Here is a 23,271-nt window from a genome sequence, read left to right as displayed (position 1 = left end):
ATGCAAAAAATATAGATTGAAACCTACTGAAAATCCAGTAGGCTTTTTGCGTTTCTTGGAGGTATCTAATGGCTAAAAAGTTATTAAATATCACTGAGATTGAGGATAGAACCAAGGTTTTAGTAGAGAATCTTAATAAATCGACATTCATTATTGATTTTGTTTCATTGTTTGACATTACTAAAACGACCATAACAAGAGCAAGTAAAGTGGCATCTGATGATTTTATAATAAAAAACAGATTGTATTTTCGTAAAGTTGAAAATCAGCCATTACTTGCTCTGACTGAGATTGATAAAGAGTTGGATGGTCAGGTTCGTAAATCTCGATTTATTATTACAACAGATTTTCAAGAATTATATGCAAAGGATACACAGACAGGACTGACTCTAGCAATTTCTTTTAATGATTTACCAGCCCATTGTGATTTCTTCTTACCTTGGAATGGTATTGAAAAGATTGATTATGATAAGGAAAACCCTGCTGATGTAAAAGCGGCAGAGCGTTTCACCAAACTTTATGATGAACTAATTTCTATCAATCCTGAACTTGCCATTACTGAAACTGACGGTAAATCATTTAATCTATTTTTGATTCGTGTTCTTTTTCTACTATTTGCAGAAGATACAAATATCATCTCCAAGGGAGCTTTCACAAATGTTATTAAGATGAGGACATCTGAAGATGGTTCTGACTTGAATGAGTGTGTTAGAAAACTATTTACTGTTTTAGATATGCCTGAATTTAGTCGTCAGGATTTGGAGTCGTGGTTATCAGATTTTCCCTATGTAAATGGTAAGCTTTTTTCAGAGCCACATCATGACCTTATTTTCAATAAAAGAACTCGTCAATTACTCATTGAAGCAGGGGAATTGCTAAACTGGAATGAAATCAATCCAGATATTTTGGGCTCCATGATTCAAACCGTGGCAAATGCAGAAGCAAGATCAACATCGGGTATGCACTATACTAGCGTGCCCAATATTATGAAGGTCATCAAACCACTGTTTTTAGATAATTTACGAGCAGCATTTACGGAATTAGAAGAACGAGCTGACTACTATATAGGAGGTGGTGACTTTAGCGAGGAACATCGTCGCAAGGAATTGCGACAAATCTTACCTAAGTTAGAAGAGTTGCTCACTCGTATGGCCTCTATCAAGTTTTTAGACCCTGCTTGTGGTTCTGGAAATTTCCTCATCATTACTTATAAAGAACTTCGTCGTTTAGAAATTAATATCTTAATCAAACAGCGTGAAATTCGTGAATCCTTAAATGAAAAAGCTGTTTATCAAGGAGAATTGATTGCTGATGCATCTAAGATTTCTCTATCCCAATTTTCAGGAATTGAATTGGATGATTTCGCTCATGAAGTAGCAAGGTTATCCTTGTATATAGCGGAACACCAGATGAATGTGGAGATGGAAGAAGCACTTGCTGATGTCCATCCAAGGCTACTCCCCTTAAGAGAAGCTGGGAATATCGTTTGTGGGAATGCCCTAAGAATTGACTGGACAACTGTTTTGAATGCTAAGGCAGATGATGAAGTTTATATATTTGGGAATCCGCCGTATATAGGCTCTAAAAAAATGACCTTGGAACAAAAGAAGGAACTAGAAAATGTGATTTGTTCAGAAATTTCTTCTAAAAAATTAGATTATATTTCGGGATGGTTTTATAAGGCAACTCACCTTATTTATGGTAAAAATGCTCAATATGCTTTTGTAACAACAAATTCAATAAATCAAGGTGAGCAAGTTTCAATTTTGTGGAGTGTTCTTCTACAATATGGCCAAATTTCCTTTGCATATCAATCGTTTAAATGGAATAATAGCGCGGCCCATAATGCAGGGGTTACAGTTACTATCATTGGATTTTCAAATAAAAATGATAAGAAAAGAATTATATATAGTGATAAGGGAGAGAGTTATGGAAAGAATATAAATCCCTATCTAGCTTTTGCAGATGATATTATTGTATCTAATCACAATGATTCAGAGAAGTTAAATAATTTTCCAAAAATAGTCTTTGGGAATATGCCAAGAAGTAAATATCTAATACTGACAAATGATGATAAAAATCAATTAGTTCAAAGATATCCTGAAACTGAAGTGTATTTTAAAAAGTATATTGGAGCAGATGAGTATATCAATGGAAATTTTAGATATACTATTTGGATTGATCAAGATGAATATACTAAATTAGATAAGATCCAGGAATTCCATCAATTATTTGAAAATGTAAGGCAAGAACGCCTGAATTCTAAGGCTGCTGGAACAAGAGAAACTGCATCCACACCATGGAAATTTGTTCAACGTGGTGAATGGGATGATATGTTTTCTAAGGGGAAAATAGAAGGGAAGTTTCAACTGTTAGTTCCTGCTGTTACTTCAGAAGATAGAGATTATATACCAATGGGATTTGTGGGAGACGATACAATTATTTCAAATCGTTGCTATATTGTGTATGATACTCCAATTTGGCTACTTGGATGTCTTGTTTCTAAAATGCATATAAAATGGTTTCAAGCGATCGGTGGGAAATTAGAAACTCGATATAGTTATTCAGCTGGACTGGTTTATAATACATTCCCAATCCCAGAACTTTCAGATAGTCGGAAAAATATGCTTGAAGAAGCTGTTTTTGAAATGCTAGATGTTCGAGAAGAAGAAGGTGGAACCTTGGCTGAATTGTACGGTGGAGCCAATAAACCGATGAACGAACGTCTTCGTCAAGCACATGAAAAAATTGATGGTATCGTAGAACGTGCCTACCAGCAAAAGCCTTTTGAATCAGATGAAGAAAGGCTCAGTGTCTTATTGAACCTGTATAAAGAAATGACAGAAAAGGAAGCGAAATGACCTCAAATATATTTGAAATTAATTACAATGGTACAGGTGCTAGTCAATCAAATAATGCACTTGGTATGCGTGAAATGCAGGAGCGGGTATATGCTAAGAGAACTTCTCAACACTTATTGATTAAGGCGCCTCCTGCATCTGGTAAGTCGAGAGCTTTGATGTTTATTGCTCTTGATAAATTACATGCTCAAGGTCTGAAAAAAGCTATTATAGCTGTTCCAGAAAGATCTATTGGAAAATCGTTTCGTTCAACAAAATTGACAGATTATGGTTTTTACTGGGATTGGGAAGTTCTTCCCAAAAATAATTTGACTGAACAAGGGAGCAGTAAAAGTAAGGTAAAACAGTTTGTAGACTTTATGCATTCAGAGTCTCCTGATGATAGAGCTTTAATCTGTACGCATGCCACCTTGCGTTTTGCCTTTGAACAGCTAGCTGATAGTGATTTTAATGATGTTCTTCTAGCTATCGATGAATTTCATCATGTATCTCAAGATGATAATTCAGTTTTAGGAAATGCCTTAAGAAACATATTAGCCAATTCAACAGCCCATGTAGTAGCTATGACAGGGTCTTATTTCCGTGGAGATTCTGTACCCATTTTGGCACCTGAAGATGAGCAAAAATTTGATAAGGTATCCTATACTTATTATGAACAGTTGGAGGGGTACAAATATCTGAAAAGTTTTGCCATGGGTTATAACTTTTATCGTGGTCGTTACACAGATGCCTTGCACGAAGTACTGGACACGAGTAAGAAAACTATCATTCATATTCCCAATGTAAACTCAGGTGAATCAACCAAGGATAAGTATGATGAAGTTGACCGAATTTTAGATGAACTAGGGCAAGCAGTTCCAGATCCTAAGACTGGATTATGGTTAGTTACTGAGGAAACAGGTCGTGTATTGAAAGTTGCAGACCTTGTCACAGAAGAAGGACGTGAAAAAGTACAGGATTACCTAAACAAAATGACCAGTTTAGATGATCTCGATATCATTATCGCACTTGGTATGGCTAAAGAAGGTTTTGACTGGCCTTATGCTGAGTATGCTTTGACGATTGGCTATCGTCAGTCGCTAACAGAAATTGTTCAGATTATAGGTCGAGTAACACGCGATAGTTCCAATAAGTCACACGCTCAATTTACCAATCTCATTTCTCAACCAGATGCTCAAGATGATGAAGTTTTCTTTGCTGTGAATAATGTTATGAAGGCCATTACAGCTAGTCTATTGATGGAGTCTGTTTTAGCGCCAAATTTCAAGTTCAAACGAAAAGACCGAGAAGACCAGAAATCTTCTGGTGCCGAAATATTCGTTAAAGGCTTAAAAGAGCCTAGTACACAGAGAACAAAGGATATCATAGAAAATGATTTGAATGACTTACGTGCTAGTATATTGCAAGAACCGCGTATCCAAACTGCAATTGCTGCGGGAACGGATGCAGAAGTCATTAATAAGCAGATGATTCCAGCCATCATTAAACAAATCTATCCTGACTTAAGTGGGGCTGAAGTTGAAGAAGTTCGTCAACAGTTTATTAGTCAATCGGTAGTTCAATCAGCTGAACGGAAAGAGGGAGTAGGGCAAACAGACTTTCTAAAAATGGCAGATAAATTTGTGAATATTGATGAGTTATCTATTGATTTAATTGATCAGATTAATCCTTTCCAGAGAGCTTACGAAGTTATATCACGTGAAATTGATGCTCCGACTCTGCGTCTAATACAAGACTATATGGATGGTCAGAAGATGGAGTTTTCTGAAGAAGAACTGTTAATTCTTTATCCTCAAATTAAGCAATTTTTAAATGAAAATGGTCGTCATCCAGATAAATCAAGTCACGATAAGTACGAACAGAGACTTGCGTATGCTTTGTTACAATTGTCTCAGATGAAGCTGAAGATGGAGAGCGGTAATGAATGATTTCAAAAACTTAAATGACATTTTTAATGATTCTGATTTTGAACATTTAATAGCTCCTTTAAAACCTATGAAAAAAATAGTTATAGATCACGAAGTGGAGAAATTTTTAGAAATCATAGATTGGGTGAGAGAAAATAATGGGCAAGAGCCACAAAAGTCTAGAAATATTAAAGAACGCAGTTTATTTTCTCGATTGAATGGTATTAGAAAATCTCCTGATAGCATCCGAAAGTTAGAACCTTATGATGAATTTGGGCTACTAAAAATAGATATAGTTGAGTCCGAGCCCCCTATTTCAAGTCCTGCTAGTTTAACAGATATTTTATCAGATGAATTGTTTGAGTCAGTGAATAGTGCTGAGAAATCTTTATTTGATGTCTCACGTTATAAACGAACGATTCAAGCGCGGGATAAAACACGAACACGTAAACGGATGGGAAATTTTGAAGATTATCAGGGATTATTTACTCGTGTTCATGATGAAATTAGTGAAGGTCGTCGTCAAGTCAGAAAGTCTGATGTGATAAAAGAAAAAGAAATTAAACCTGATATGTTCTATGTGGATAATGGAGTAATGGTTTATGTTGTTTCTAAAGGAGAAGACTTCACTGATAAGAATGGTTATACTAATGCTGAACTTCATCTCGTATATGAAAATGGTACAGAAAATAAGAAGGCCTTACTCCGCTCTTTTGTATCTAATCTGCACGATAGAACGCGCCATGGACGAATGGTAACAGAATTGATAGAAGATGTGATGACTGGTATCAGTCCAAGCGAACGAATTACAACTGGATATATCTATGTAGTAAAATCCTTGAGTAGCCATCCTCAAATTGCCAACATCCGTAATCTCTATAAAATCGGTTTTACACAGGATCGAATTGAAAAACGGTTAGCAAATGCAGAAAGAGAAGGAACCTATCTTTATGCTCCTGTCCGTTTAGTAGCTAGTTTTGAGGTTCAAAATTTCAGCGCTCGAAAATTAGAAACGACTCTTCATCATTATTTTGCAGACAAGCAGTTAGATATGGAATTAATAGCACCAAATGGAGAGAGCTTTGTCCCTAAAGAATGGTTTCTAGTATCGCTAGATGAGATCCAAGAAGTGATTGAAAAAGTTAGCTTAATGATCTAGTGGGATAAGGGAGTATTTTTCCCCCTTTGGATTTAAGAAAACACAAAACAGAAAGAAAAGGAATATACTAACATGGAAAACAATAATACAAATTATAAAATCTTTAAATTCTTGGGAATTGCTGTGGTGCTGTTTTATGCTTTTATCTTTATTGGTAGTAGTTTTTCTACTGCTGGGGTAAAAGATGCACCACAAATTGAGTATAAAAGCGACTATATGAACCAGAAAGTGGAACTGAAAGACGCTGAGGTATTGGGCAAGTTTTGGAATGATGAAGGGCACTATCTCGTAGTGTATGACGAAGACACAAAATCCCCAAAATTGTTCAAGATAAGCTACTCTGAGTGGAATCTTATCAGTATAGGGGGTACATACTAAACAGCGCTGGAGGGCTATGCTAGATAGAAAGGTTTTAGAAATAAATTAAATATTACTACTTACATTTCGAAACTAGTAGTTAAATTTTTAAAAGGTCTTCACTCCTACCTCACTACTATTAGTTAAGATGATTTCCAGTTGACGCAAGCTTAAAAAAACGATATAATAAGAGAGTTGAGAATTGATTTTCAGTTGCCTTAGTCCAGAGAAATGGCGGTGCTGCGAGCCATCTAAGCTAGAAAGTCATGCTACTCAATCATACAATTGCATAAGAATAAGAGAATGACAAGTTCATTGAATGAAGGTGGTACCGCGGTTTTTCGCCCTTCGTGATATGAGCTTGTCTTTTAATTTTTGGAGGTGTTGATGAAAACATTTCTTGTCAAACAAAAGTTTCGTCTTGGAGGCGAACGCTTCGCTATCAAGGATGACAGGGGAGAAATCGCCTATCAGGTAGAGGGATCATTTTTTTAAGATTCCCAAAACTTTTACCATCTATGATGCGACTGGTGAACAAGTTAGTCAGATCAGTAAAGAAATCTTGACCTTGCTTCCTCGTTTTGAGATTCAGCTTCGGGATGGCTCGAGTTTTGTCATTCGCAAGAAGTTGACCTTCTGGCGAGATAAGTATGAGTTTGATAATCTGGGGCTTCGTATCGAGGGCAATATCTGGGATTTGAATTTCAAATTGCTGGATGATCGCGATCAGCTGATTGCGGAAATCAAGAAAGAACTCTTCCATCTGACATCTACCTATAATGTAACGGTCCTTGAGGACGCTTATGCAGATCTAGTCATTTCCCTCTGTGTCGCGATTGACTATGTGGAGATGCTGGAAAGCCAATCACATTAAACAAGTAAATAAGGAGACAATATGAAACAACTATCTAGTGCACAAGTACGCCAAATGTGGCTTGATTTCTGGGCGACCAAAGGTCACTCAGTAGAACCATCAGTGAGCTTGGTTCCTGTAAATGACCCTACACTTTTGTGGATCAACTCTGGGGTAGCAACCCTTAAGAAATACTTTGACGGGACCATTATCCCTGAAAATCCACGTATTACCAATGCCCAAAAGGCTATCCGTACCAACGACATCGAAAACGTAGGGAAGACTGCGCGTCACCATACCATGTTTGAAATGTTGGGGAACTTCTCAATCGGAGATTACTTCCGTGACGAAGCCATCACTTGGGCTTATGAGCTTTTGACCAGCCCAGAATGGTTTGACTTCCCAGCTGAGAAACTTTACATGACCTACTATCCAGATGATAAAGATTCATACAACCGCTGGATTGAAGTGGGAGTGGATCCAAGTCACTTGATTCCAATCGAGGACAACTTTTGGGAAATCGGTGCGGGACCTTCTGGACCGGACACAGAGATTTTCTTTGACCGTGGAGAAGCTTTTGACCCAGAAAATATCGGTCTTCGCCTTCTTGCAGAAGATATCGAAAACGACCGTTATATCGAAATCTGGAACATCGTTTTGTCACAATTTAACGCAGACCCTTCCGTTCCTCGTAGCGAATACAAGGAATTGCCACACAAGAATATTGATACGGGCGCTGGTTTGGAGCGTTTGGTGGCCGTTATCCAAGGGGCTAAGACCAACTTTGAAACGGACCTCTTCATGCCGATCATCCGTGAAGTGGAGAAATTGTCTGGTAAGGTTTATGACCAAGATGGCGATAACATGAGCTTTAAGGTTATCGCTGACCACATCCGTTCACTTTCATTTGCTATCGGTGATGGTGCCCTTCCAGGAAATGAAGGTCGTGGTTATGTCCTTCGTCGTTTGCTCCGTCGTGCTTCTATGCATGGTCAAAAATTGGGAATCAACGAGCCTTTCCTTTACAAACTCGTTCCAACTGTTGGTAAAATCATGGAAAGCTACTACCCAGAAGTGCTTGAAAAACGTGACTTTATCGAAAAAATCGTTAAGAGCGAAGAAGAATCATTTGCTCGTACCCTTCACTCAGGTCAACACTTTGCCCAAGGCATTGTAGCTGACTTGAAAGAAAAAGGCCAATCTGTCATTGCTGGTTCAGATGTATTCAAACTTTATGACACTTATGGATTCCCAGTTGAATTGACTGAAGAAATCGCTGAAGAAGCTGGCATGACTGTAGACCGTGAAGGATTTGAAGCAGCCATGAAAGAACAGCAAGAACGCGCGCGTGCATCAGCTGTTAAGGGTGGCTCAATGGGTATGCAAAATGAAACTCTTCAAAACATCACTGTAGAAAGTGTCTTCAACTACAATGCTAGCCAATTGTCTTCTAAATTGGTGGCTATCGTGGCTGATAATGCAGAAGTAGAAGCTGTGTCTGAAGGAACTGCCTCTCTTATCTTTGCGGAAACGCCATTCTACGCTGAAATGGGTGGACAGGTTGCTGACCATGGACAAATCTTGGATGCGTCAGGTAAGGTCGTGGCTGCTGTGACCAATGTTCAAAAAGCTCCAAATGGACAAGCTCTTCACACGGTTGACGTTCTTGCACCGCTTGCTTTGAACCAAGAATATACCTTGGCAATTGATACAAATCGTCGTCACCGTGTTATGAAAAACCACACTGCGACTCACTTGCTTCACGCTGCTCTTCACAACATCCTTGGAAACCACGCAACACAAGCAGGATCTCTTAACGAAGTCGAATTCCTTCGCTTTGACTTTACGCACTTCCAAGCCGTAACTCCTGAAGAATTGCGTGCGATTGAACAGCAAGTCAACGAGAAAATCTGGGAAGCACTTGAAGTTAAGACAGTTGAAACAGATATTGACACTGCCAAGGAAATGGGAGCTATGGCTCTCTTTGGTGAGAAATACGGAAAAGAAGTCCGTGTTGTTACTATCGGTGACTACTCTATCGAGCTTTGTGGTGGTACCCACGTTGGTAACACTTCTGAAATTGGTCTCTTCAAGATTGTCAAAGAAGAAGGGATTGGATCAGGAACTCGCCGTATCTTGGCAGTGACTGGTAAGGAAGCCTTTGAAGCCTACCGTGAACAAGAAGATGCTCTTAAAGCAGTCGCAGCAACATTGAAAGCACCTCAAGTCAAGGAAGTACCTCACAAGGTAGAAGGACTTCAAGAACAACTTCGTCAATTGCAAAAAGAAAATGCTGAATTGAAAGAAAAGGCCGCAGCTGCAGCTGCAGGCGACATCTTCAAGGATGTGAAGGAAGTCAACGGTCACCGTTACATTGCTAGTCAAGTATCTGTATCTGACGCTGGTGCCCTTCGTACTTTTGCGGATAACTGGAAACAAAAAGACTACTCTGATCTTCTTGTCCTAGTTGCTGCTATCGGTGACAAGGTCAATGTCCTTGTAGCAAGTAAGACAAAAGACCTTCATGCAGGAAACCTTGTCAAAGAATTGGCACCAATCGTCGATGGACGTGGTGGTGGTAAACCAGACATGGCCATGGCAGGAGGAAGCAACCAAGCTAAGATCCAAGAATTGTTGGATGCAGTAGCAGGTAAATTGTAATCAAGTAATACTCTTCGAAAATCAATTTCAAACAATGTCAGCTTCGCCTTGCCGTAGGTATAGGTAACTGACTTCGTCAGTCTTATCTACAACCTCAAAACTGTGTTTTTAGCAACCTGCGACTAGCTTCCTAGTTTGCTCTTTGATTTTCATTGAGTAAAAAGATCTATCCATTTGGATAGGTCTTTTTGTGAATGCAAAAAAGCCAAATCCGTTTGGATCTGGCTTGAATATTATGAGCTATTAAATAGTATTAGCTGCCCAGACACTTACCGAAGCAGCTGAGACTGGAAATTGTCCATAACCTTCCTCATCAATTGTAACTTGACCTTGGTGGTTTTCGAGTAAATCTACAAAGGTTTGGTTAGCCCATTCTTGGCCGACAAACATTGATTTGCTGTTTTCTTGGTCATTTGAAATCAAGACTGCTATTGGGGATTGATTTTCAGCACCTGAACGTACCCAACCGATACAGTTTGCGTCATCAAAGTAGTCTGTTTGTTCTCCATAGGCCAAATCTTTTCGGATGGCTAGGAGGAGGTCAAGGACTTCTTTGAAATCTTGTTGAGCATACTGCCCTGAAATACCATAGTAGTCTCCGTAAAAGACACATGGCAGTCCATTTTGGCGTAGCAGAATGAGTGCATAGGCTGCTGGTTTGAACCATTCTTCAACAGTTGACTCAAGGGCTTGTCCTCTTTGAGTATCATGGTTGTCGACAAAGGTTACAGCCTTGTCGGGCTTGAGTTCAACCAAGCTATCCGTGAAAATGCCACGAAGGTCGTAGTTAGAACCAGCTCGGCTAGCATCAAAGAGATTCTGGTGGAGACGAACATCGACTAGGTCAAAGCGTTCTTCCGTTTTTTCAAGATAGTCCAGATTGGCTTCTTTGTCAGGATTCCAGAATTCACCAAAAACATAGAAATCCTCACCGTATTTTTCCTTCATATCGCGGATGAAATTGCGCATAAAGAAGGAATCGATGTGTTTAACAGCATCCAAGCGAAAACCAGCTACACCAGTCGTTTCCATGAACCAGTCAGCCCAGTCATAGATATTTTGGATGACTTCAGGATGTTTAAAGTCTAGGTCGGCATACATGAGGTAGTCGTAGTTACCATTTTCATTATCGACCAATTCCTCGTTGGCCCAGCCCTTGTTGTCTCCTTGAATCAGATAAATTCCTGATTTACGGCGTTTAGCATCGTAGTCTGTACCTGTGAAGTGGTACCAGTGCCAGTGAAAGTCATTATAGGTATCTTGGCGACCATCGAAGGTAAAGCTAGTCCAGCCATTGATGGTGAAGGGTTCTCCGAGCTCGACTGTACGGTCAACCGGATCCACTTCGATGACTTGAAAGGCTTCCATGTGATCGGCAGCAGCCTTGTGATTGAGTACCACATCGGCCATAGGCTGGATCCCATGTGCTTTTAGTGCTTGAATGGCTTGAAGATAGTCTTCTTTGAAACCATACTTGGTGCGGACAGTCCCTTTCTGGTTGAACTCACCAAGGTCAAATAGGTCATAGACCCCATAGCCTACATCTTTTTCGTTGGTAGCTTTAAAAGCTGGTGGCATCCAGACATGGCTGATACCGAGATCGGCTAGGTGTGGAGTATCTTCAGCTAGACGCGTCCAGTGCTGGCCGTCGTGGGGCAGATACCATTCAAAGTATTGCATGAGTGTTTGATTTTGCATGATGTTTCCTCTTACTTGTCAATCTTGTTCTTTATTCTATCATAAAGTATCGGTTAGCTCAAACGTTTGCGTAAAACTGAATAATAAGTTTTTGACTATTTTATATAAAATGTTGATTTTTAAAATGAAAGCGCTATAATTATAGTAAATTACATAGATAAAGAGAGGAGATTTCTCATGATTGAATTTCAAAATGTTAGTAAGGTGTATGGTGATAAAGAGGCCTTGAGCAATCTCAATTTGCAGATTGAGAATGGGGAGATTATGGGCTTGATTGGCCATAATGGGGCTGGAAAATCGACTACTATAAAATCCTTAGTCAGTATTATTTCGCCCAGCAGTGGTCGTATTTTGGTAGACGGTCAGGATTTATCGGAAAATCGCTTGGCTATCAAACGAAAGATTGGCTACGTTGCAGACTCGCCTGACTTATTTTTACGTTTAACGGCCAATGAATTTTGGGAATTGATTGCTTCATCCTATGATTTGAGCAGCTCTGACTTGGAGGCTAGTCTAGATAGGCTATTGAAGGTTTTTGATTTTGCTGAAAACCGTTATCAGGTTATTGAAACCCTTTCTCACGGAATGCGTCAGAAAGTCTTTGTCATCGGGGCACTCTTGTCTGATCCTGATATTTGGGTCTTGGACGAACCCTTGACTGGTTTGGATCCCCAGGCTGCCTTTGATTTGAAGCAAATGATGAAGGAACATGCACAAAAAGGTAAGACAGTCTTGTTTTCAACCCATGTCCTCGAGGTAGCTGAGCAAGTCTGTGATCGGATTGCAATCTTGAAAAAGGGGCATTTGATTTATTGTGGTAGTGTAGAGGACTTGAGAAAAGACCACCCAGACCAGTCTTTGGAAAGTATCTACCTTAGCCTTGCTGGTAGAAAAGAGGAGGGTGAAGATGCGTTTCAAGGTCATTAAAAAATTAGTTGATATCAATATCCTCTATTCATCTAAAGAAGCGAATCTGGCTAACCTACGAAAGAAGCAGGCTAAGAACCCTGGGAAAAAAGTAAATGTTTCCGCTAGAGTCCTAAGTTCTTACATTTTTTCTAGCCTCTTGATGCTACTTTTGTTTATAAATATAGCCTTTCATTTTCCTTTTGAGGAAATGCCAAGTCTTTTTAGTACCATGGTTGCTATTTTACTGGTGCTTGCCTTTTCAACGGCTTTCACTGCCTTTTACAATGTCTTTTATGAGAGTAAGGATTTGGCCTCCTATAGTCCCTATGCCTTTAAAGAATCAGAGATTATAATCGCTAAAGGACTGTCTGTCCTCTTGCCAGCTCTAACTGGAATTGTACCAACCCTAGCTTATTTTCTAGTCCTCTACATTAGGTTAGCTCCTTCTCTTTGGCTGGGCTTGCCTTTGATGCTGCTGTCCTTGGCCTTATTATTTGTCTCTGTTACTTTAGTGATGGTAGGGGTAGTGCATTTCTTGGCTCAAACTACCGTTTTTAGAAAGTATCAGTCTATTTTTGCCAATGTGATGATTGGGATTGGGGTTCTCATACCTTTATTATTTGTCTTCCTTCTACAGTCGACTTCTAGAGATATAGTTGACAGAGTTAGAGATATTCCATTTCTCCTTTATCCTCTTCATCTCTTTTACAAAATAGCAGTGGAGCCTTTTTCGACAGAGGCCATACTGGGTCTGCTCGCTTGGATAGCTTTAACTGTTTTCTTGCTTTATCTGACCAAAAAGAAGGTTTTTCCTCATTTTTATGACGTGATTCTGCTTAACAGTGAGGAGAAGGTCAAAAAAGAACGTCGCAGTAAAGAGGGGATTTCAAGAACTAAAAAGGGATTTTTCCGCATGGTTTTGCGCTACAACCTCTCCCTCTTGGGACAGGGGACTGGCGTGATTACAGTACTTTTTACAAGTGCGTTCCTTCCCTATCTCATGATGATTGGTCCGATTTCCACAATCCGAGATTCTCAGTTAGTTCCAGACGTTCATCCTCGATACTGGTTACCCTTGTTTTTCGTGGGAATGTTTATAGCAGTTGTCAATAACAATATCACCAGCCTTCCTTCAATTGCCTTATCCTTGGAGAGGGAAAATGTTGATTTTCTGAAGAGTTTACCCTTTGACTTTGCTCGTTATGTGAAAGTGAAATTTTGGATTATCTTTGCTGTCCAGTCCTTTTTACCTATCTTGACTTTACTTGGTCTTTCCCTTTATTTAGGATTGCCTATCCTTTCGATGATTTACCTTCTTGTGGCATGGGTTCTTGCCAGTGTCAGCCTTTCTTGCCACCATTATTTTAAAGATATGAAAAATCTGTCAACCAATTGGAGTAGCATTACGGACCTGGTGAATCGTTCAAAAGGTATAGTCACAATGGTTTTGATTATTATTTATAGTGCTATCTTATTGATTTCAACTATTGTGAGCGTATACTTGCTTCAGTCTCTTTCCCCTGTCCTTGCCATCAGCTTGGGAGTAGGAGCTCTTATCCTCCTGCTTGGTCTTGCTATATTTAGCTATCATTACTACCTGTCACGGATATTGTTAGAGATAGAAAAAAGATAAGGTTGTTGGTCGCTTGCTTGATAAGTTCAATTCGACAAATGCTTCTATAGTTTGTTAGAATGTAGTTGTAAATGATTAAGATTGGTAATCAAAAATATAGGGAGGAATGTTTTGAATAAGAAATATAATATAGTTCTATTATTGTTGTTTATAGTTTATTTATTTGGATATTTTTCAATTTCAAAAACGTTAATTCCTATAATGTGTCTTTTTCAAGTATTTTTGATAGAACATATATTTAGAGTTCGAAATAGGATTATGCAGATAGGTGAAATTATAATTATTGTTGCTTCTATAATATTATTTATTGATAGTATATTGAGTTTGTAACAAAAGGCTTTTCTAAAAAATCAAATTTTCCAGATATCTGATGAAGCTGATTTATCTCATCTCTACCTATAATCTCACAGTTAATATGAGGCTAGTTTCCTAGTTTGTTCTTTGATTTTCGTTGAATTTTATTTTATAAAAAGAAATGCTCCTCCACGATGGAAGAGCATCTTTTATTGTGATTTTGATTCAGTTTCTGCAGACTCTGGATGGAGTTCTTGGTAACTTGGTGCCTTGAAAAGGTCAGTACTGGTCTTACCTTGTCGTTGGCTAAAGAGACTGGTTGATTGACTACCTTTTTCCTGCTCAATCTTTTGAAGAATTGGTAAAGAATTGAGGTAAGAAATACTTTCTGTATCAACTTTTCCAAGATGATCTGCTTGGTAGAAACGTATTAAATCACCAGTTTGAATCTGGTCGCTGATTTTTAGCTGTTGGCTGGCTGCCTGCCGAACGATTTCTAATTCAGTCTGAGCTTGTTCATCAAGATTACTGATTTCAAGACCACTTTCAGTATAGTAGGTTCGTCCGTCATAACTGGTGTATTTAGGTGTGACGAAGGAATTAGCAGTCCGAAAGGCAACGATTTCTTGATGATCTGGAGACAGAAGGTCTTGGCCGACTTGAAGGAAGGAATTGGACTCAATACCAAGGAGGTGTTCGAGAGTCGGTAAGATATCGATTTGCCCACCGTAGGTATTGATGATTTGTCCTTTTTCATAGCCAGGCATGACCACCATAAAAGGCACTCGTTGCAACATGGCATTGTCGTAATTCGACCAGTTTTCAGAAGTCTTTCCAATCAATGGCGCTAAGTCAGGATTGCGGGAGTTAGAAATTCCATAATGGTCTCCGTAGATGACGATGATGGATTTTTCATAGAGGCCACTTTCTTTGAGATAGTCAAAGAAGGCCTTGATAGCACTATCCAGATAGTTGGCTGTTTGGAAGTAGCCGTTGATTGTTTCATCTTTGGTTTTAGCCAGTGGGAAACCAAGCTCATCGCCTGTTAGATTGCTAGCATAGGGATAGTGATTGGATACCGTGATATACTTAGCATAAAAAGGCTGTTGCAGGTGCTCTAGATATTGGATAGAATCTTTCATCATGATTTTATCATTTAAACCATATTGGAAAGAATTGCTACTGTCTTGCTTAGTAAAATAGGAAGCATCAAAGAAGCATTGGTAACCCCATTGTTTATAGGTCGTATTTCGGTTCCAGAAGGTCCCAATGTTACCATGAAAGACTGCACTTGATTGGTAGCCATTTTTTGATAGGATAAAAGGCGCAGCCTGCTGGGTATTGGTACCTCCATAGTTGACCATAAAGGAACCTTGGTCAAGTCCAAACAAACCAGTCTCCAGCATGGTTTCCGCATCTGAGGTCTTACCAGCCTTGACTTGGTTAAAGATATTCGAAAAGGCTAGGGTTGATTGCGAATGGTAGAGTGAATTTAGGAAGGGAGTGACTTCATGCTCAGTTCCATCTATGTTAAGTTTATAGTCAAGCAGGAACTGTTGGAAACTCTCCAAGTGGAGATAAATCACATTTTTCCCTTTGGCTAATCCAAAATAGTCTGGATTGGGCTTAGTCGAATGTTCTTGAATATAATCTGTGATAGGTTGAAGATCAGTCTCAGAGGCCTTGGCACGTTCTTTGTTGGCACTGTAGGATTGGTTGGCACTATAACCTAAAAAGGCTGGCAAACTAAGGGCACGAACAATATAATAATTAGAAAATCCTCGCGATAGGAGATCGGGACGTTCGATTTCAGCCAAGAAAAGATTAGCAGAAAAGAGCAGGGCTGAGAGAGCAGTGATGGCAACACTGGAGCGGAATTTGAAAGGTCTCCTATCCAGCTGGATGAGCTTCTTATAGAGAAGATAAGCCAGCAATGGGAAATCCATAAAATAGATGAAATCCCAAAAGCGCAGTAACTCTAGTTCGGCAGTACCAACAGACACCTTGCTGACCACTTTCATGGTATTGGCCGTGATAAAGTCACTAAATTCTCGATAGTAAAAAATATTAGAATAGAGCCAAATGAATAAAAGGCTGTAAATAGCTATACTAAGACTGTAAAAGGCCTTGGTTGAACGAGCATAGAGGGCTAGAGCCAGCAGGAGGAGTCCCAAAGGAAGGGGGTTAAAAAAGGCGATAAAGGCAAGGTAATTTCCCTGCAATTTGCCCAATTGAATATCTAAATTAAAGTCAACGGTATAGGCTAATAAGGTTTTGAGCCAATAGAGGATTAAAAGGGTTAGGACAAAACCCAGTCTGGAACCCATGGCTTTTTGGATTTTGTTAAAATTGATTCTCACACAATTACTTCCTAAGTTTTTATTAGTATTAGTATACCATTTTTTAAAACTAGAGTAAAAAAGCAAGGGTAGTTTCTTTTTTGAGAATTGTCACAAAATTTGCTATAATAGGGACTATGAATAGAATAAGAGTCAACAAAAGGGTTGAAAAAAAGCTTTCAAAGGGACTAGTTTTACTAGAAGCGAGTGATCTTGCAGATGTTCATCTCAAGGATCAGGAAGTAGAAGTTCATAGTCAAGATGGAAACTTTCTTGGTACTGCCTACCTTTCTCAGCAAAACAAGGGCTTGGGCTGGTTTGTCAGCACAGAAAAGATGACCTTCAATCAAGCTTTCTTTGAAGCACTGTTTAGACAAGCTAAAGAAAAGAGAAAAGCCTACTATCAAGATGAATTGACAACTGCCTTTCGTCTTTTTAACCAAGAGGGAGATGGCTTTGGCGGTCTGACAGTGGACCTTTATGGCGACTATGCTGTCTTTTCTTGGTATAACTCTTATGGTTATCAGATTCGCAAGGTTATCTCAGAAGCCTTTAGACAGGTTTTTCCTGAGGTTTTAGGAGCATATGAGAAGATCCGCTTTAAGGGCTTGGACTACGAATCTGCCCATGTTTATGGTCAAGAAGCACCTGACTTCTTCACTGTTTTGGAAAATGGTGTCATGTATCAAGTCTTTATGAACGATGGCTTGATGACAGGGATTTTCCTAGATCAGCACGAGGTTCGTGGTAGTTTAGTTGACGGCTTGGCTATGAGGAAATCCTTGCTCAATATGTTTTCCTACACAGCAGCCTTTTCAGTAGCTGCGACCATGGGAGGAGCAAGCCAGACTACTTCGGTTGACCTAGCTAAACGTTCACGAGAATTGTCTCAAGCGCATTTTCAGGCAAATGGAATCAGCACAGACGACCATCGTTTTATAGTCATGGATGTCTTTGAGTATTTCAAGTATGCTAAGCGAAAAGGCTTGACCTATGATGTGATTGTCCTAGATCCGCCTAGCTTTGCTCGGAACAAAAAACAAACATTTTCTGTAGCTAAGGATTATCACAAGTTGATTTCCCAGAGTCTTGAGATTTTAAATCCGGGAGGAATTATCATTGCCAGTACCAATGCTGCCAATGTTTCCCGCCAGAAATTTACAGAACAAATTGATAAAGGCTTTGCAGGAAGAAGTTACCAGATTTTAAACAAATACGGTCTTCCAGCAGATTTCGCCTATAATAAAAAAGATGAAAGTAGTAATTACCTCAAGGTGATTAGTATGAAGGTTAGTAAATGAAATTAATCGTTTCAGTAATGCCAAGAAGTTTAGAGGAAGCTCAGGCTCTGGATGCCACGAGGTATCTGGATGCCGACATCATTGAATGGCGTGCCGACTATCTGCCTAAGGAAGCAATTTTGCAGGTGGCTCCAGCTATTTTTGAAAAATTCGCAGGCCGTGAGTTGGTTTTCACATTGCGAACTCGCTCTGAAGGGGGAGAAATCGACCTTTCTCCAGAAGAATATATCCATCTAATCAAGGAAGTGGCGCAACTCTATCAACCAGACTATATTGATTTTGAGTACTACAGCTACAAGGATGTTTTTGAGGAAATGCTGGATTTTCCAAATCTTGTTTTGAGTTACCACAATTTCCAAGAAACACCTGAAAACATGATGGAAATCTTGTCAGAGTTGACGAGCTTAAATCCAAAACTTGTTAAGGTCGCGGTGATGGCTAACACGGAGCAGGATGTACTAGACTTGATGAACTATACACGAGGCTTTAAAACCCTCAATCCTGAGCAGGAATATGTAACTATTTCTATGGGTAAGGTGGGCAAGGTCTCTCGTATCACTGCCGATGTGACAGGTTCTAGCTGGTCCTTTGCTAGTCTAGATGAGGCCAGTGCCCCAGGTCAGATTTCCCTAGCTAACATGAAAAAAATTCGGGAGATTTTGGATGAAGCTTGATGGCTATACACGTTTAGCTGCCGTTGTTGCCAATCCTATTAAGCATTCGATTTCCCCCTTTATTCACAATAGTGCCTTTGAGGCGACAGCTACCAATGGTGCTTACGTGGCTTGGGAGATTGAAGCGGGTGATTTGGCAGAAACAGTAGCCAATATTCGTCGCTACCAGATGTTTGGCATCAACCTGTCCATGCCCTATAAGGAGCAGGTGATTCCTTATTTAGATGAATTGAGCGATGAAGCGCGCTTGATTGGTGCGGTTAATACGGTTGTCAATGAGAATGGCAATTTAATTGGATATAATACAGATGGCAAGGGATTTTTTAAGAGCTTGCCTTCTTTTACAATTTCAGGTAAAAAGATGACCCTGCTGGGTGCAGGTGGTGCGGCTAAATCAATCTTGGCACAGGCTATTTTGGACGGCGTCAGTCAGATTTCTGTCTTTGTTCGTTCAGTTTCTATGGAAAAAACAAGACCTTATCTAGACAAGTTACAGGAGCAAACAGGCTTTAAAGTGGACTTGTATGCTTTAGAAGATGTTTCTGAACTTCAAGCAAGGATTGCCGAGTCGGATTTACTGGTCAATGCGACAAGTGTAGGGATGGATGGTCAATCATCTCCAGTTCCTGAAAACATTGTCCTACCAGAAACTCTTTTAGTAGCAGATATCATTTACCAACCCTTTGAAACATCATTTTTGAAATGGGCTAGAAATCAGGGCAATCCAGTTGTCAATGGTCTGGGAATGTTGCTCTATCAAGCTGCAGAAGCTTTTCAACTGTGGACAGGCAAGGAAATGCCAACAGAAGAGATTTGGCAGTCCTTAACAGAAAAATACCAATAAAGAAAAGGAGATTCTCCTATGAAAATCAGAATCGATATTCCTCATCATCCTTATGATATTCAGATTGAAAAAGGCTGTCTGGCTCAGGCTGGTCAATGGTTGCGAGAACTCTGGCAACCACAAAAGGTAGTCATTGTGACAGATAACCATGTAGCTTCTCTTTATGCAGAGAAGGTCAAGCTCAGCCTAGAAGATGCTGGTTTTCAGGTAGCAGTTTTTGACTTTTTAGAAGGCGAAGAAAGAAAGAATTTAACTACTGTCCAGAAAGTCTATGAATTTTTAGTCAAGGAAGGTCTGACTCGTAGTGATGGAATCGTGGCTCTCGGAGGTGGTGTCGTTGGAGACCTGGCTGGTTTCGTAGCCTCTACCTATATGCGGGGTATTCATTTTGTTCAGATTCCGACTAGCTTGACAGCTCAGGTTGATTCTTCTATCGGCGGAAAGACAGGCGTTAACACTCCATTTGCTAAGAATATGGTGGGCACCTTTGCCCAACCAGATGGGGTTCTGATTGACCCACTTGTCCTTGAAACCCTCGGAAAAAGAGAGTTGATTGAAGGAATGGGTGAGGTCATCAAGTATGGCTTGATTGAGGATCCAGTACTTTGGGTTCTCTTGACGGAGCTAGATGGTTCTGTGGAGAGCATTCTGGAACATGCGGATACTTTGATTGAACATTCTTGTCAGGTTAAGCGCAAGATGGTGGTTGAGGATGAGCTGGACAATGGTGTACGCCTTTACCTCAATTTTGGGCACACCATTGGTCATGCCATTGAAGCAACGGCCGGTTATGGCAAGGTCATGCATGGAGAAGCTGTGGCCATGGGTATGGTACAGATTTCCAAGGTTGCTGAGGAAAAAGGTCTCATGCCAGTTGGCATAACTCAGTCTATTACAGCTATGTGTCAGAAATTTGGCTTGCCTGTTGACTATGAAAACTGGGATGTTGACAAGCTTCATCAGGCTTTGACTCATGACAAGAAGGCGCGTGGCAATACCTTGAAATTGGTCTTGGTGCCAGAGCTTGGTTCTGCAACCATTCACCCAGTTTCACTGGAAGAGATGAAAGACTACTTGGTAAAATAAGGAGAGTGTATGAGATATTTAACTGCAGGTGAATCACACGGACCCCGTCTGACGGCTATCATTGAAGGAATTCCAGCTGGACTTCCTTTGACAGCAGAGGACATCAATGAGGATTTGAAACGTCGTCAGGGTGGCTACGGTCGTGGTGGTCGTATGAAGATTGAGAGCGACCAAGTTATCTTTACTTCGGGTGTTCGCCATGGGAAGACTACTGGGGCTCCCATTACTATGGATGTCGTCAATAAGGACCATCAGAAATGGCTGGATATCATGTCTGCGGAGGACATTGAAGACCGCCTTAAAAGCAAACGGAAAATCACCCATCCACGTCCAGGTCATGCCGACTTGGTTGGAGGCATCAAGTACCGTTTTGATGATTTGCGTAATTCCTTGGAGCGCTCATCTGCTCGTGAAACAACTATGCGGGTGGCAGTTGGCGCAGTAGCCAAACGCCTCTTGACTGAGCTGAATATAGAGATTGCCAACCATGTTGTAGTATTCGGTGGCAAGGAAATCGATGTTCCTGAAAATCTAACAGTCGCTGAGATTAAGGAACGAGTTGCCCAGTCCGAAGTTTCTATTGTTAACCAAGAACGAGAACAGGAAATTAAGGACTATATTGACCAAATCAAGCGTGATGGAGATACCATCGGTGGGGTTGTCGAGACAGTTGTCGGAGGTGTTCCAGTTGGTCTTGGTTCCTATGTCCAATGGGACAGAAAATTGGATGCCAGACTTGCCCAAGCGGTTGTCTCTATCAATGCCTTTAAAGGGGTGGAATTTGGTCTTGGCTTTGAAGCTGGTTATCGTAAAGGAAGCCAAGTCATGGATGAAATTCTCTGGTCTAAAGAAGATGGCTATACCCGCCGTACCAATAATTTAGGTGGCTTTGAAGGTGGTATGACCAATGGGCAACCCATCGTTGTTCGTGGAGTTATGAAGCCCATTCCTACTCTATACAAACCACTCATGAGTGTGGATATCGAAACCCATGAACCCTACAAGGCAACTGTGGAGAGAAGTGATCCGACAGCTCTTCCAGCAGCAGGTGTAGTCATGGAAGCCGTTGTTGCAACGGTTCTGGCACAAGAAATCCTCGAAAAATTCTCATCAGACAATCTAGAGGAATTAAAAGAAGCGGTAGCCCAACACCGAGACTATACAAAGAACTATTAAGGAGTTCCTATGGCAAAAACAGTCTATATCGCAGGTCTTGGATTGATTGGTGCCTCTATGGCACTTGGTATCAAACGCGATCATCCAGATTATGAAATTTTAGGATATAATCGCAGTCAAGTTTCGAGAGATATCGCCTTGAAAGAAGGTATGATTGACCGTGCAACGGATAATTTTGCCAGTTTTGCTCCTTTGGCAGATATCATCATTCTCAGCTTGCCAATAAAGCAAACCATTTCCTTTATTAAGGAGTTGGCCGACTTGGACTTGAAAGAAGGCGTCATTATTTCAGATGCTGGTTCGACCAAGTCAGCCATTGTGGATGCGGCGGAGCAATATTTGGCTGACAAACCTGTTCGCTTTGTTGGGGCCCATCCCATGGCTGGTAGCCACAAGACAGGAGCTGCCTCTGCGGATGTCAATCTCTTTGAAAATGCCTATTATATCTTTACACCTTCGAGTCTGACAGGTCAGGACACGCTTGAGGAAATGAAGGCTCTGCTTTCAGGTCTTCATGCTCGCTTTATCGAAATTGATGCCAAGGAGCATGATCGAGTCACTTCTCAGATTAGCCATTTCCCTCATATTCTGGCTTCTAGTCTCATGGAACAGACCGCGGTCTATGCTCAAGAACATGAGATGACAAGGCGTTTTGCGGCCGGTGGTTTTCGAGATATGACTCGAATTGCAGAAAGCGAGCCAGGTATGTGGACGTCCATTCTTTTGTCCAATCGCGAGACTATCCTAGAGCGGATTGAGGATTTTAAGGAACGCTTAGATGAGGTTGGTCAAGCCATCATCAAGGGAGATGAGGAGCAGATTTGGAACTTTTTCAACCAAGCACGTGAGCAACGTCAGGCCATGGAAATTCATAAGCGTGGTGGTGTGGATAGCTCTTATGACCTCTATGTTGACGTTCCCGATGAAGAAAACGTCATCCTGCGGATTTTGGAACTGTTACGTGGAACTTCCTTGGTTAATATTCACATCAATGAGGAAAACCGTGAGGATATTCACGGGATTCTACAAATTTCATTTAAAAATGCTCAAGACTTGGAAAGAGTTGAGCATCTCATAACAGAAAATACCGACTACACAGTCGTCATCAAGTAAGGAGAAAATTATGTCAAATATTTACGATAGTGCAAACGAACTCAGTCGCGGTCTACGCGAATTACCAGAATACAAGGCTGTCAAAGCAGCTAAAGATGCTATTTCAGCAGATGCTGAGGCAAGCAAAATTTTTACAGAATATGTTGCCTTCCAAGACGAAATTCAAAGACTGGCACAGACAGGTCAAATGCCAGACGCTTCCTTTCAAGCGAAAATGGAAGGCTTTGGTAAGCAGATTCAAGGGAATAGCCTCTTATCAGAATTTTTTACTAAGCAACAACAATTGGCAATTTACCTTTCTGACATTGAAAAAATTGTTTTCGAACCAGTTTCAGAATTGCTAAAATAAGAAAATAACTATCATAAAGTCAGGAATTTTTAAGGAATTTCTGGCTTTTTATGATAA

The 23,271-nt window shown here is 40.3% G+C and carries 16 protein-coding genes and 1 pseudogene; 15 read left to right on the top strand and 2 right to left on the bottom strand.

Going from position 1 to position 23,271, the window contains the following annotated elements:
• Nucleotides 1-68: 68 nt before the first annotated feature.
• From QM956_RS00590 to alaS, 6 genes and pseudogenes are all read left to right on the top strand, one after another.
• Complete coding sequence (locus QM956_RS00590) at nucleotides 69-2,861, top strand: class I SAM-dependent DNA methyltransferase (protein ID WP_001085249.1); 2,793 nt, start codon at nucleotides 69-71, stop codon at nucleotides 2,859-2,861.
• On the top strand, nucleotides 2,858-4,789 hold the full coding sequence (locus QM956_RS00585; protein ID WP_000203249.1) for a DEAD/DEAH box helicase: 1,932 nt from the start codon (nucleotides 2,858-2,860) through the stop codon (nucleotides 4,787-4,789). The genes QM956_RS00590 and QM956_RS00585 overlap by 4 nt, the downstream gene beginning before the upstream one ends.
• Complete coding sequence (locus QM956_RS00580) at nucleotides 4,782-5,927, top strand: GIY-YIG nuclease family protein (RefSeq protein ID WP_000997679.1); 1,146 nt, start codon at nucleotides 4,782-4,784, stop codon at nucleotides 5,925-5,927. Before QM956_RS00585 ends, QM956_RS00580 begins: the two co-directional genes overlap by 8 nt.
• Before the next feature lie 72 nt (nucleotides 5,928-5,999).
• Entirely contained in the window at nucleotides 6,000-6,305 is a 306-nt protein-coding gene (locus QM956_RS00575) for a hypothetical protein (RefSeq protein ID WP_000429946.1), read from the top strand.
• A gap of 366 nt (nucleotides 6,306-6,671) precedes the next feature.
• Nucleotides 6,672-7,158: pseudogene (locus QM956_RS00570) on the top strand (LURP-one-related/scramblase family protein).
• 21 nt (nucleotides 7,159-7,179) lie between these two features.
• Nucleotides 7,180-9,798, top strand: a complete 2,619-nt coding sequence (gene alaS, locus QM956_RS00565) for an alanine--tRNA ligase (RefSeq protein ID WP_261099432.1) — start codon at nucleotides 7,180-7,182, stop codon at nucleotides 9,796-9,798.
• A 243-nt stretch (nucleotides 9,799-10,041) separates the two neighbouring features.
• Here the strand turns inward: alaS and QM956_RS00560 are convergent, their stop codons facing one another.
• Nucleotides 10,042-11,496 carry an alpha-amylase gene (locus QM956_RS00560; protein WP_078238273.1) on the bottom strand — a complete coding sequence of 485 codons (1,455 nt, stop codon included), beginning with the start codon at nucleotides 11,494-11,496 and terminating at the stop codon, nucleotides 10,042-10,044.
• Nucleotides 11,497-11,673: 177 nt separating this feature from the next.
• Between QM956_RS00560 and QM956_RS00555 the strand changes: the two genes are divergently transcribed.
• Both QM956_RS00555 and QM956_RS00550 read left to right on the top strand, forming a co-directional pair.
• Nucleotides 11,674-12,423 (top strand): ABC transporter ATP-binding protein, encoded by a 750-nt coding sequence (locus QM956_RS00555; protein WP_414302069.1) that lies wholly within the window; start codon nucleotides 11,674-11,676, stop codon nucleotides 12,421-12,423.
• A complete protein-coding gene (locus tag QM956_RS00550) occupies nucleotides 12,404-14,038 on the top strand; it encodes a hypothetical protein (RefSeq protein WP_414302068.1) in 1,635 nt (544 codons plus the stop codon). Before QM956_RS00555 ends, QM956_RS00550 begins: the two co-directional genes overlap by 20 nt.
• A 503-nt stretch (nucleotides 14,039-14,541) precedes the next feature.
• Here QM956_RS00550 and QM956_RS00545 read toward each other — a convergent pair.
• On the bottom strand, nucleotides 14,542-16,659 hold the full coding sequence (locus tag QM956_RS00545) for an LTA synthase family protein (RefSeq protein WP_414302131.1): 2,118 nt from the start codon (nucleotides 16,657-16,659) through the stop codon (nucleotides 14,542-14,544).
• Between the two features lie 149 nt (nucleotides 16,660-16,808).
• On the opposite strand from QM956_RS00545, the gene QM956_RS00540 reads away from it, so the two are divergent.
• Genes QM956_RS00540 through QM956_RS00510 form a run of 7 tightly spaced genes read left to right on the top strand, consistent with a single transcriptional unit; the run spans nucleotide 16,809 to nucleotide 23,214 of the window.
• Nucleotides 16,809-17,972 (top strand): class I SAM-dependent rRNA methyltransferase, encoded by a 1,164-nt coding sequence (locus QM956_RS00540; RefSeq protein ID WP_414302067.1) that lies wholly within the window; start codon nucleotides 16,809-16,811, stop codon nucleotides 17,970-17,972.
• Nucleotides 17,969-18,646: a type I 3-dehydroquinate dehydratase gene (aroD, locus tag QM956_RS00535; RefSeq protein ID WP_265480708.1), complete on the top strand. Its 678-nt coding sequence runs from the start codon at nucleotides 17,969-17,971 to the stop codon at nucleotides 18,644-18,646. The genes QM956_RS00540 and aroD overlap by 4 nt, the downstream gene beginning before the upstream one ends.
• Nucleotides 18,636-19,490, top strand: a complete 855-nt coding sequence (locus QM956_RS00530; RefSeq protein ID WP_265480709.1) for a shikimate dehydrogenase — start codon at nucleotides 18,636-18,638, stop codon at nucleotides 19,488-19,490. The genes aroD and QM956_RS00530 overlap by 11 nt, the downstream gene beginning before the upstream one ends.
• A gap of 18 nt (nucleotides 19,491-19,508) precedes the next feature.
• Entirely contained in the window at nucleotides 19,509-20,576 is a 1,068-nt protein-coding gene (aroB, locus tag QM956_RS00525; RefSeq protein WP_000702129.1) for a 3-dehydroquinate synthase, read from the top strand.
• 9 nt (nucleotides 20,577-20,585) lie between these two features.
• Nucleotides 20,586-21,752 (top strand): chorismate synthase, encoded by a 1,167-nt coding sequence (gene aroC / locus QM956_RS00520; protein WP_414302066.1) that lies wholly within the window; start codon nucleotides 20,586-20,588, stop codon nucleotides 21,750-21,752.
• A gap of 9 nt (nucleotides 21,753-21,761) precedes the next feature.
• Nucleotides 21,762-22,865 carry a prephenate dehydrogenase gene (locus tag QM956_RS00515; RefSeq protein ID WP_414302065.1) on the top strand — a complete coding sequence of 368 codons (1,104 nt, stop codon included), beginning with the start codon at nucleotides 21,762-21,764 and terminating at the stop codon, nucleotides 22,863-22,865.
• A 10-nt stretch (nucleotides 22,866-22,875) separates the two neighbouring features.
• Nucleotides 22,876-23,214: a YlbF/YmcA family competence regulator gene (locus QM956_RS00510; RefSeq protein ID WP_049542908.1), complete on the top strand. Its 339-nt coding sequence runs from the start codon at nucleotides 22,876-22,878 to the stop codon at nucleotides 23,212-23,214.
• Nucleotides 23,215-23,271 lie beyond the last annotated feature (57 nt).

It is taken from the genome of Streptococcus mitis, assembly GCF_047460035.1.
In the GTDB taxonomy this organism is placed as follows: domain Bacteria; phylum Bacillota; class Bacilli; order Lactobacillales; family Streptococcaceae; genus Streptococcus; species Streptococcus mitis_DW.
The sequence above is the reverse complement of the archived record's forward strand: the minus strand, read 5'-3'. Positions and strand labels throughout refer to the sequence as shown.

Excerpts from the sequence above, each read along its gene's own strand:
- QM956_RS00590 (WP_001085249.1), top strand. The coding sequence starts at position 69 with ATGGCTAAAAAGTTATTAAATATCACTGAGATTGAGGATAGAACCAAG.
- QM956_RS00585 (WP_000203249.1), top strand. The coding sequence starts at position 2,858 with ATGACCTCAAATATATTTGAAATTAATTACAATGGTACAGGTGCTAGT.
- QM956_RS00580 (WP_000997679.1), top strand. The coding sequence starts at position 4,782 with ATGAATGATTTCAAAAACTTAAATGACATTTTTAATGATTCTGATTTT.
- QM956_RS00575 (WP_000429946.1), top strand. The coding sequence starts at position 6,000 with ATGGAAAACAATAATACAAATTATAAAATCTTTAAATTCTTGGGAATT.
- alaS (WP_261099432.1), top strand. The coding sequence starts at position 7,180 with ATGAAACAACTATCTAGTGCACAAGTACGCCAAATGTGGCTTGATTTC.
- QM956_RS00560 (WP_078238273.1), bottom strand. The coding sequence starts at position 11,496 with ATGCAAAATCAAACACTCATGCAATACTTTGAATGGTATCTGCCCCAC.
- QM956_RS00555 (WP_414302069.1), top strand. The coding sequence starts at position 11,674 with ATGATTGAATTTCAAAATGTTAGTAAGGTGTATGGTGATAAAGAGGCC.
- QM956_RS00550 (WP_414302068.1), top strand. The coding sequence starts at position 12,404 with ATGCGTTTCAAGGTCATTAAAAAATTAGTTGATATCAATATCCTCTAT.
- QM956_RS00545 (WP_414302131.1), bottom strand. The coding sequence starts at position 16,659 with ATGGGTTCCAGACTGGGTTTTGTCCTAACCCTTTTAATCCTCTATTGG.
- QM956_RS00540 (WP_414302067.1), top strand. The coding sequence starts at position 16,809 with ATGAATAGAATAAGAGTCAACAAAAGGGTTGAAAAAAAGCTTTCAAAG.
- aroD (WP_265480708.1), top strand. The coding sequence starts at position 17,969 with ATGAAATTAATCGTTTCAGTAATGCCAAGAAGTTTAGAGGAAGCTCAG.
- QM956_RS00530 (WP_265480709.1), top strand. The coding sequence starts at position 18,636 with ATGAAGCTTGATGGCTATACACGTTTAGCTGCCGTTGTTGCCAATCCT.
- aroB (WP_000702129.1), top strand. The coding sequence starts at position 19,509 with ATGAAAATCAGAATCGATATTCCTCATCATCCTTATGATATTCAGATT.
- aroC (WP_414302066.1), top strand. The coding sequence starts at position 20,586 with ATGAGATATTTAACTGCAGGTGAATCACACGGACCCCGTCTGACGGCT.
- QM956_RS00515 (WP_414302065.1), top strand. The coding sequence starts at position 21,762 with ATGGCAAAAACAGTCTATATCGCAGGTCTTGGATTGATTGGTGCCTCT.
- QM956_RS00510 (WP_049542908.1), top strand. The coding sequence starts at position 22,876 with ATGTCAAATATTTACGATAGTGCAAACGAACTCAGTCGCGGTCTACGC.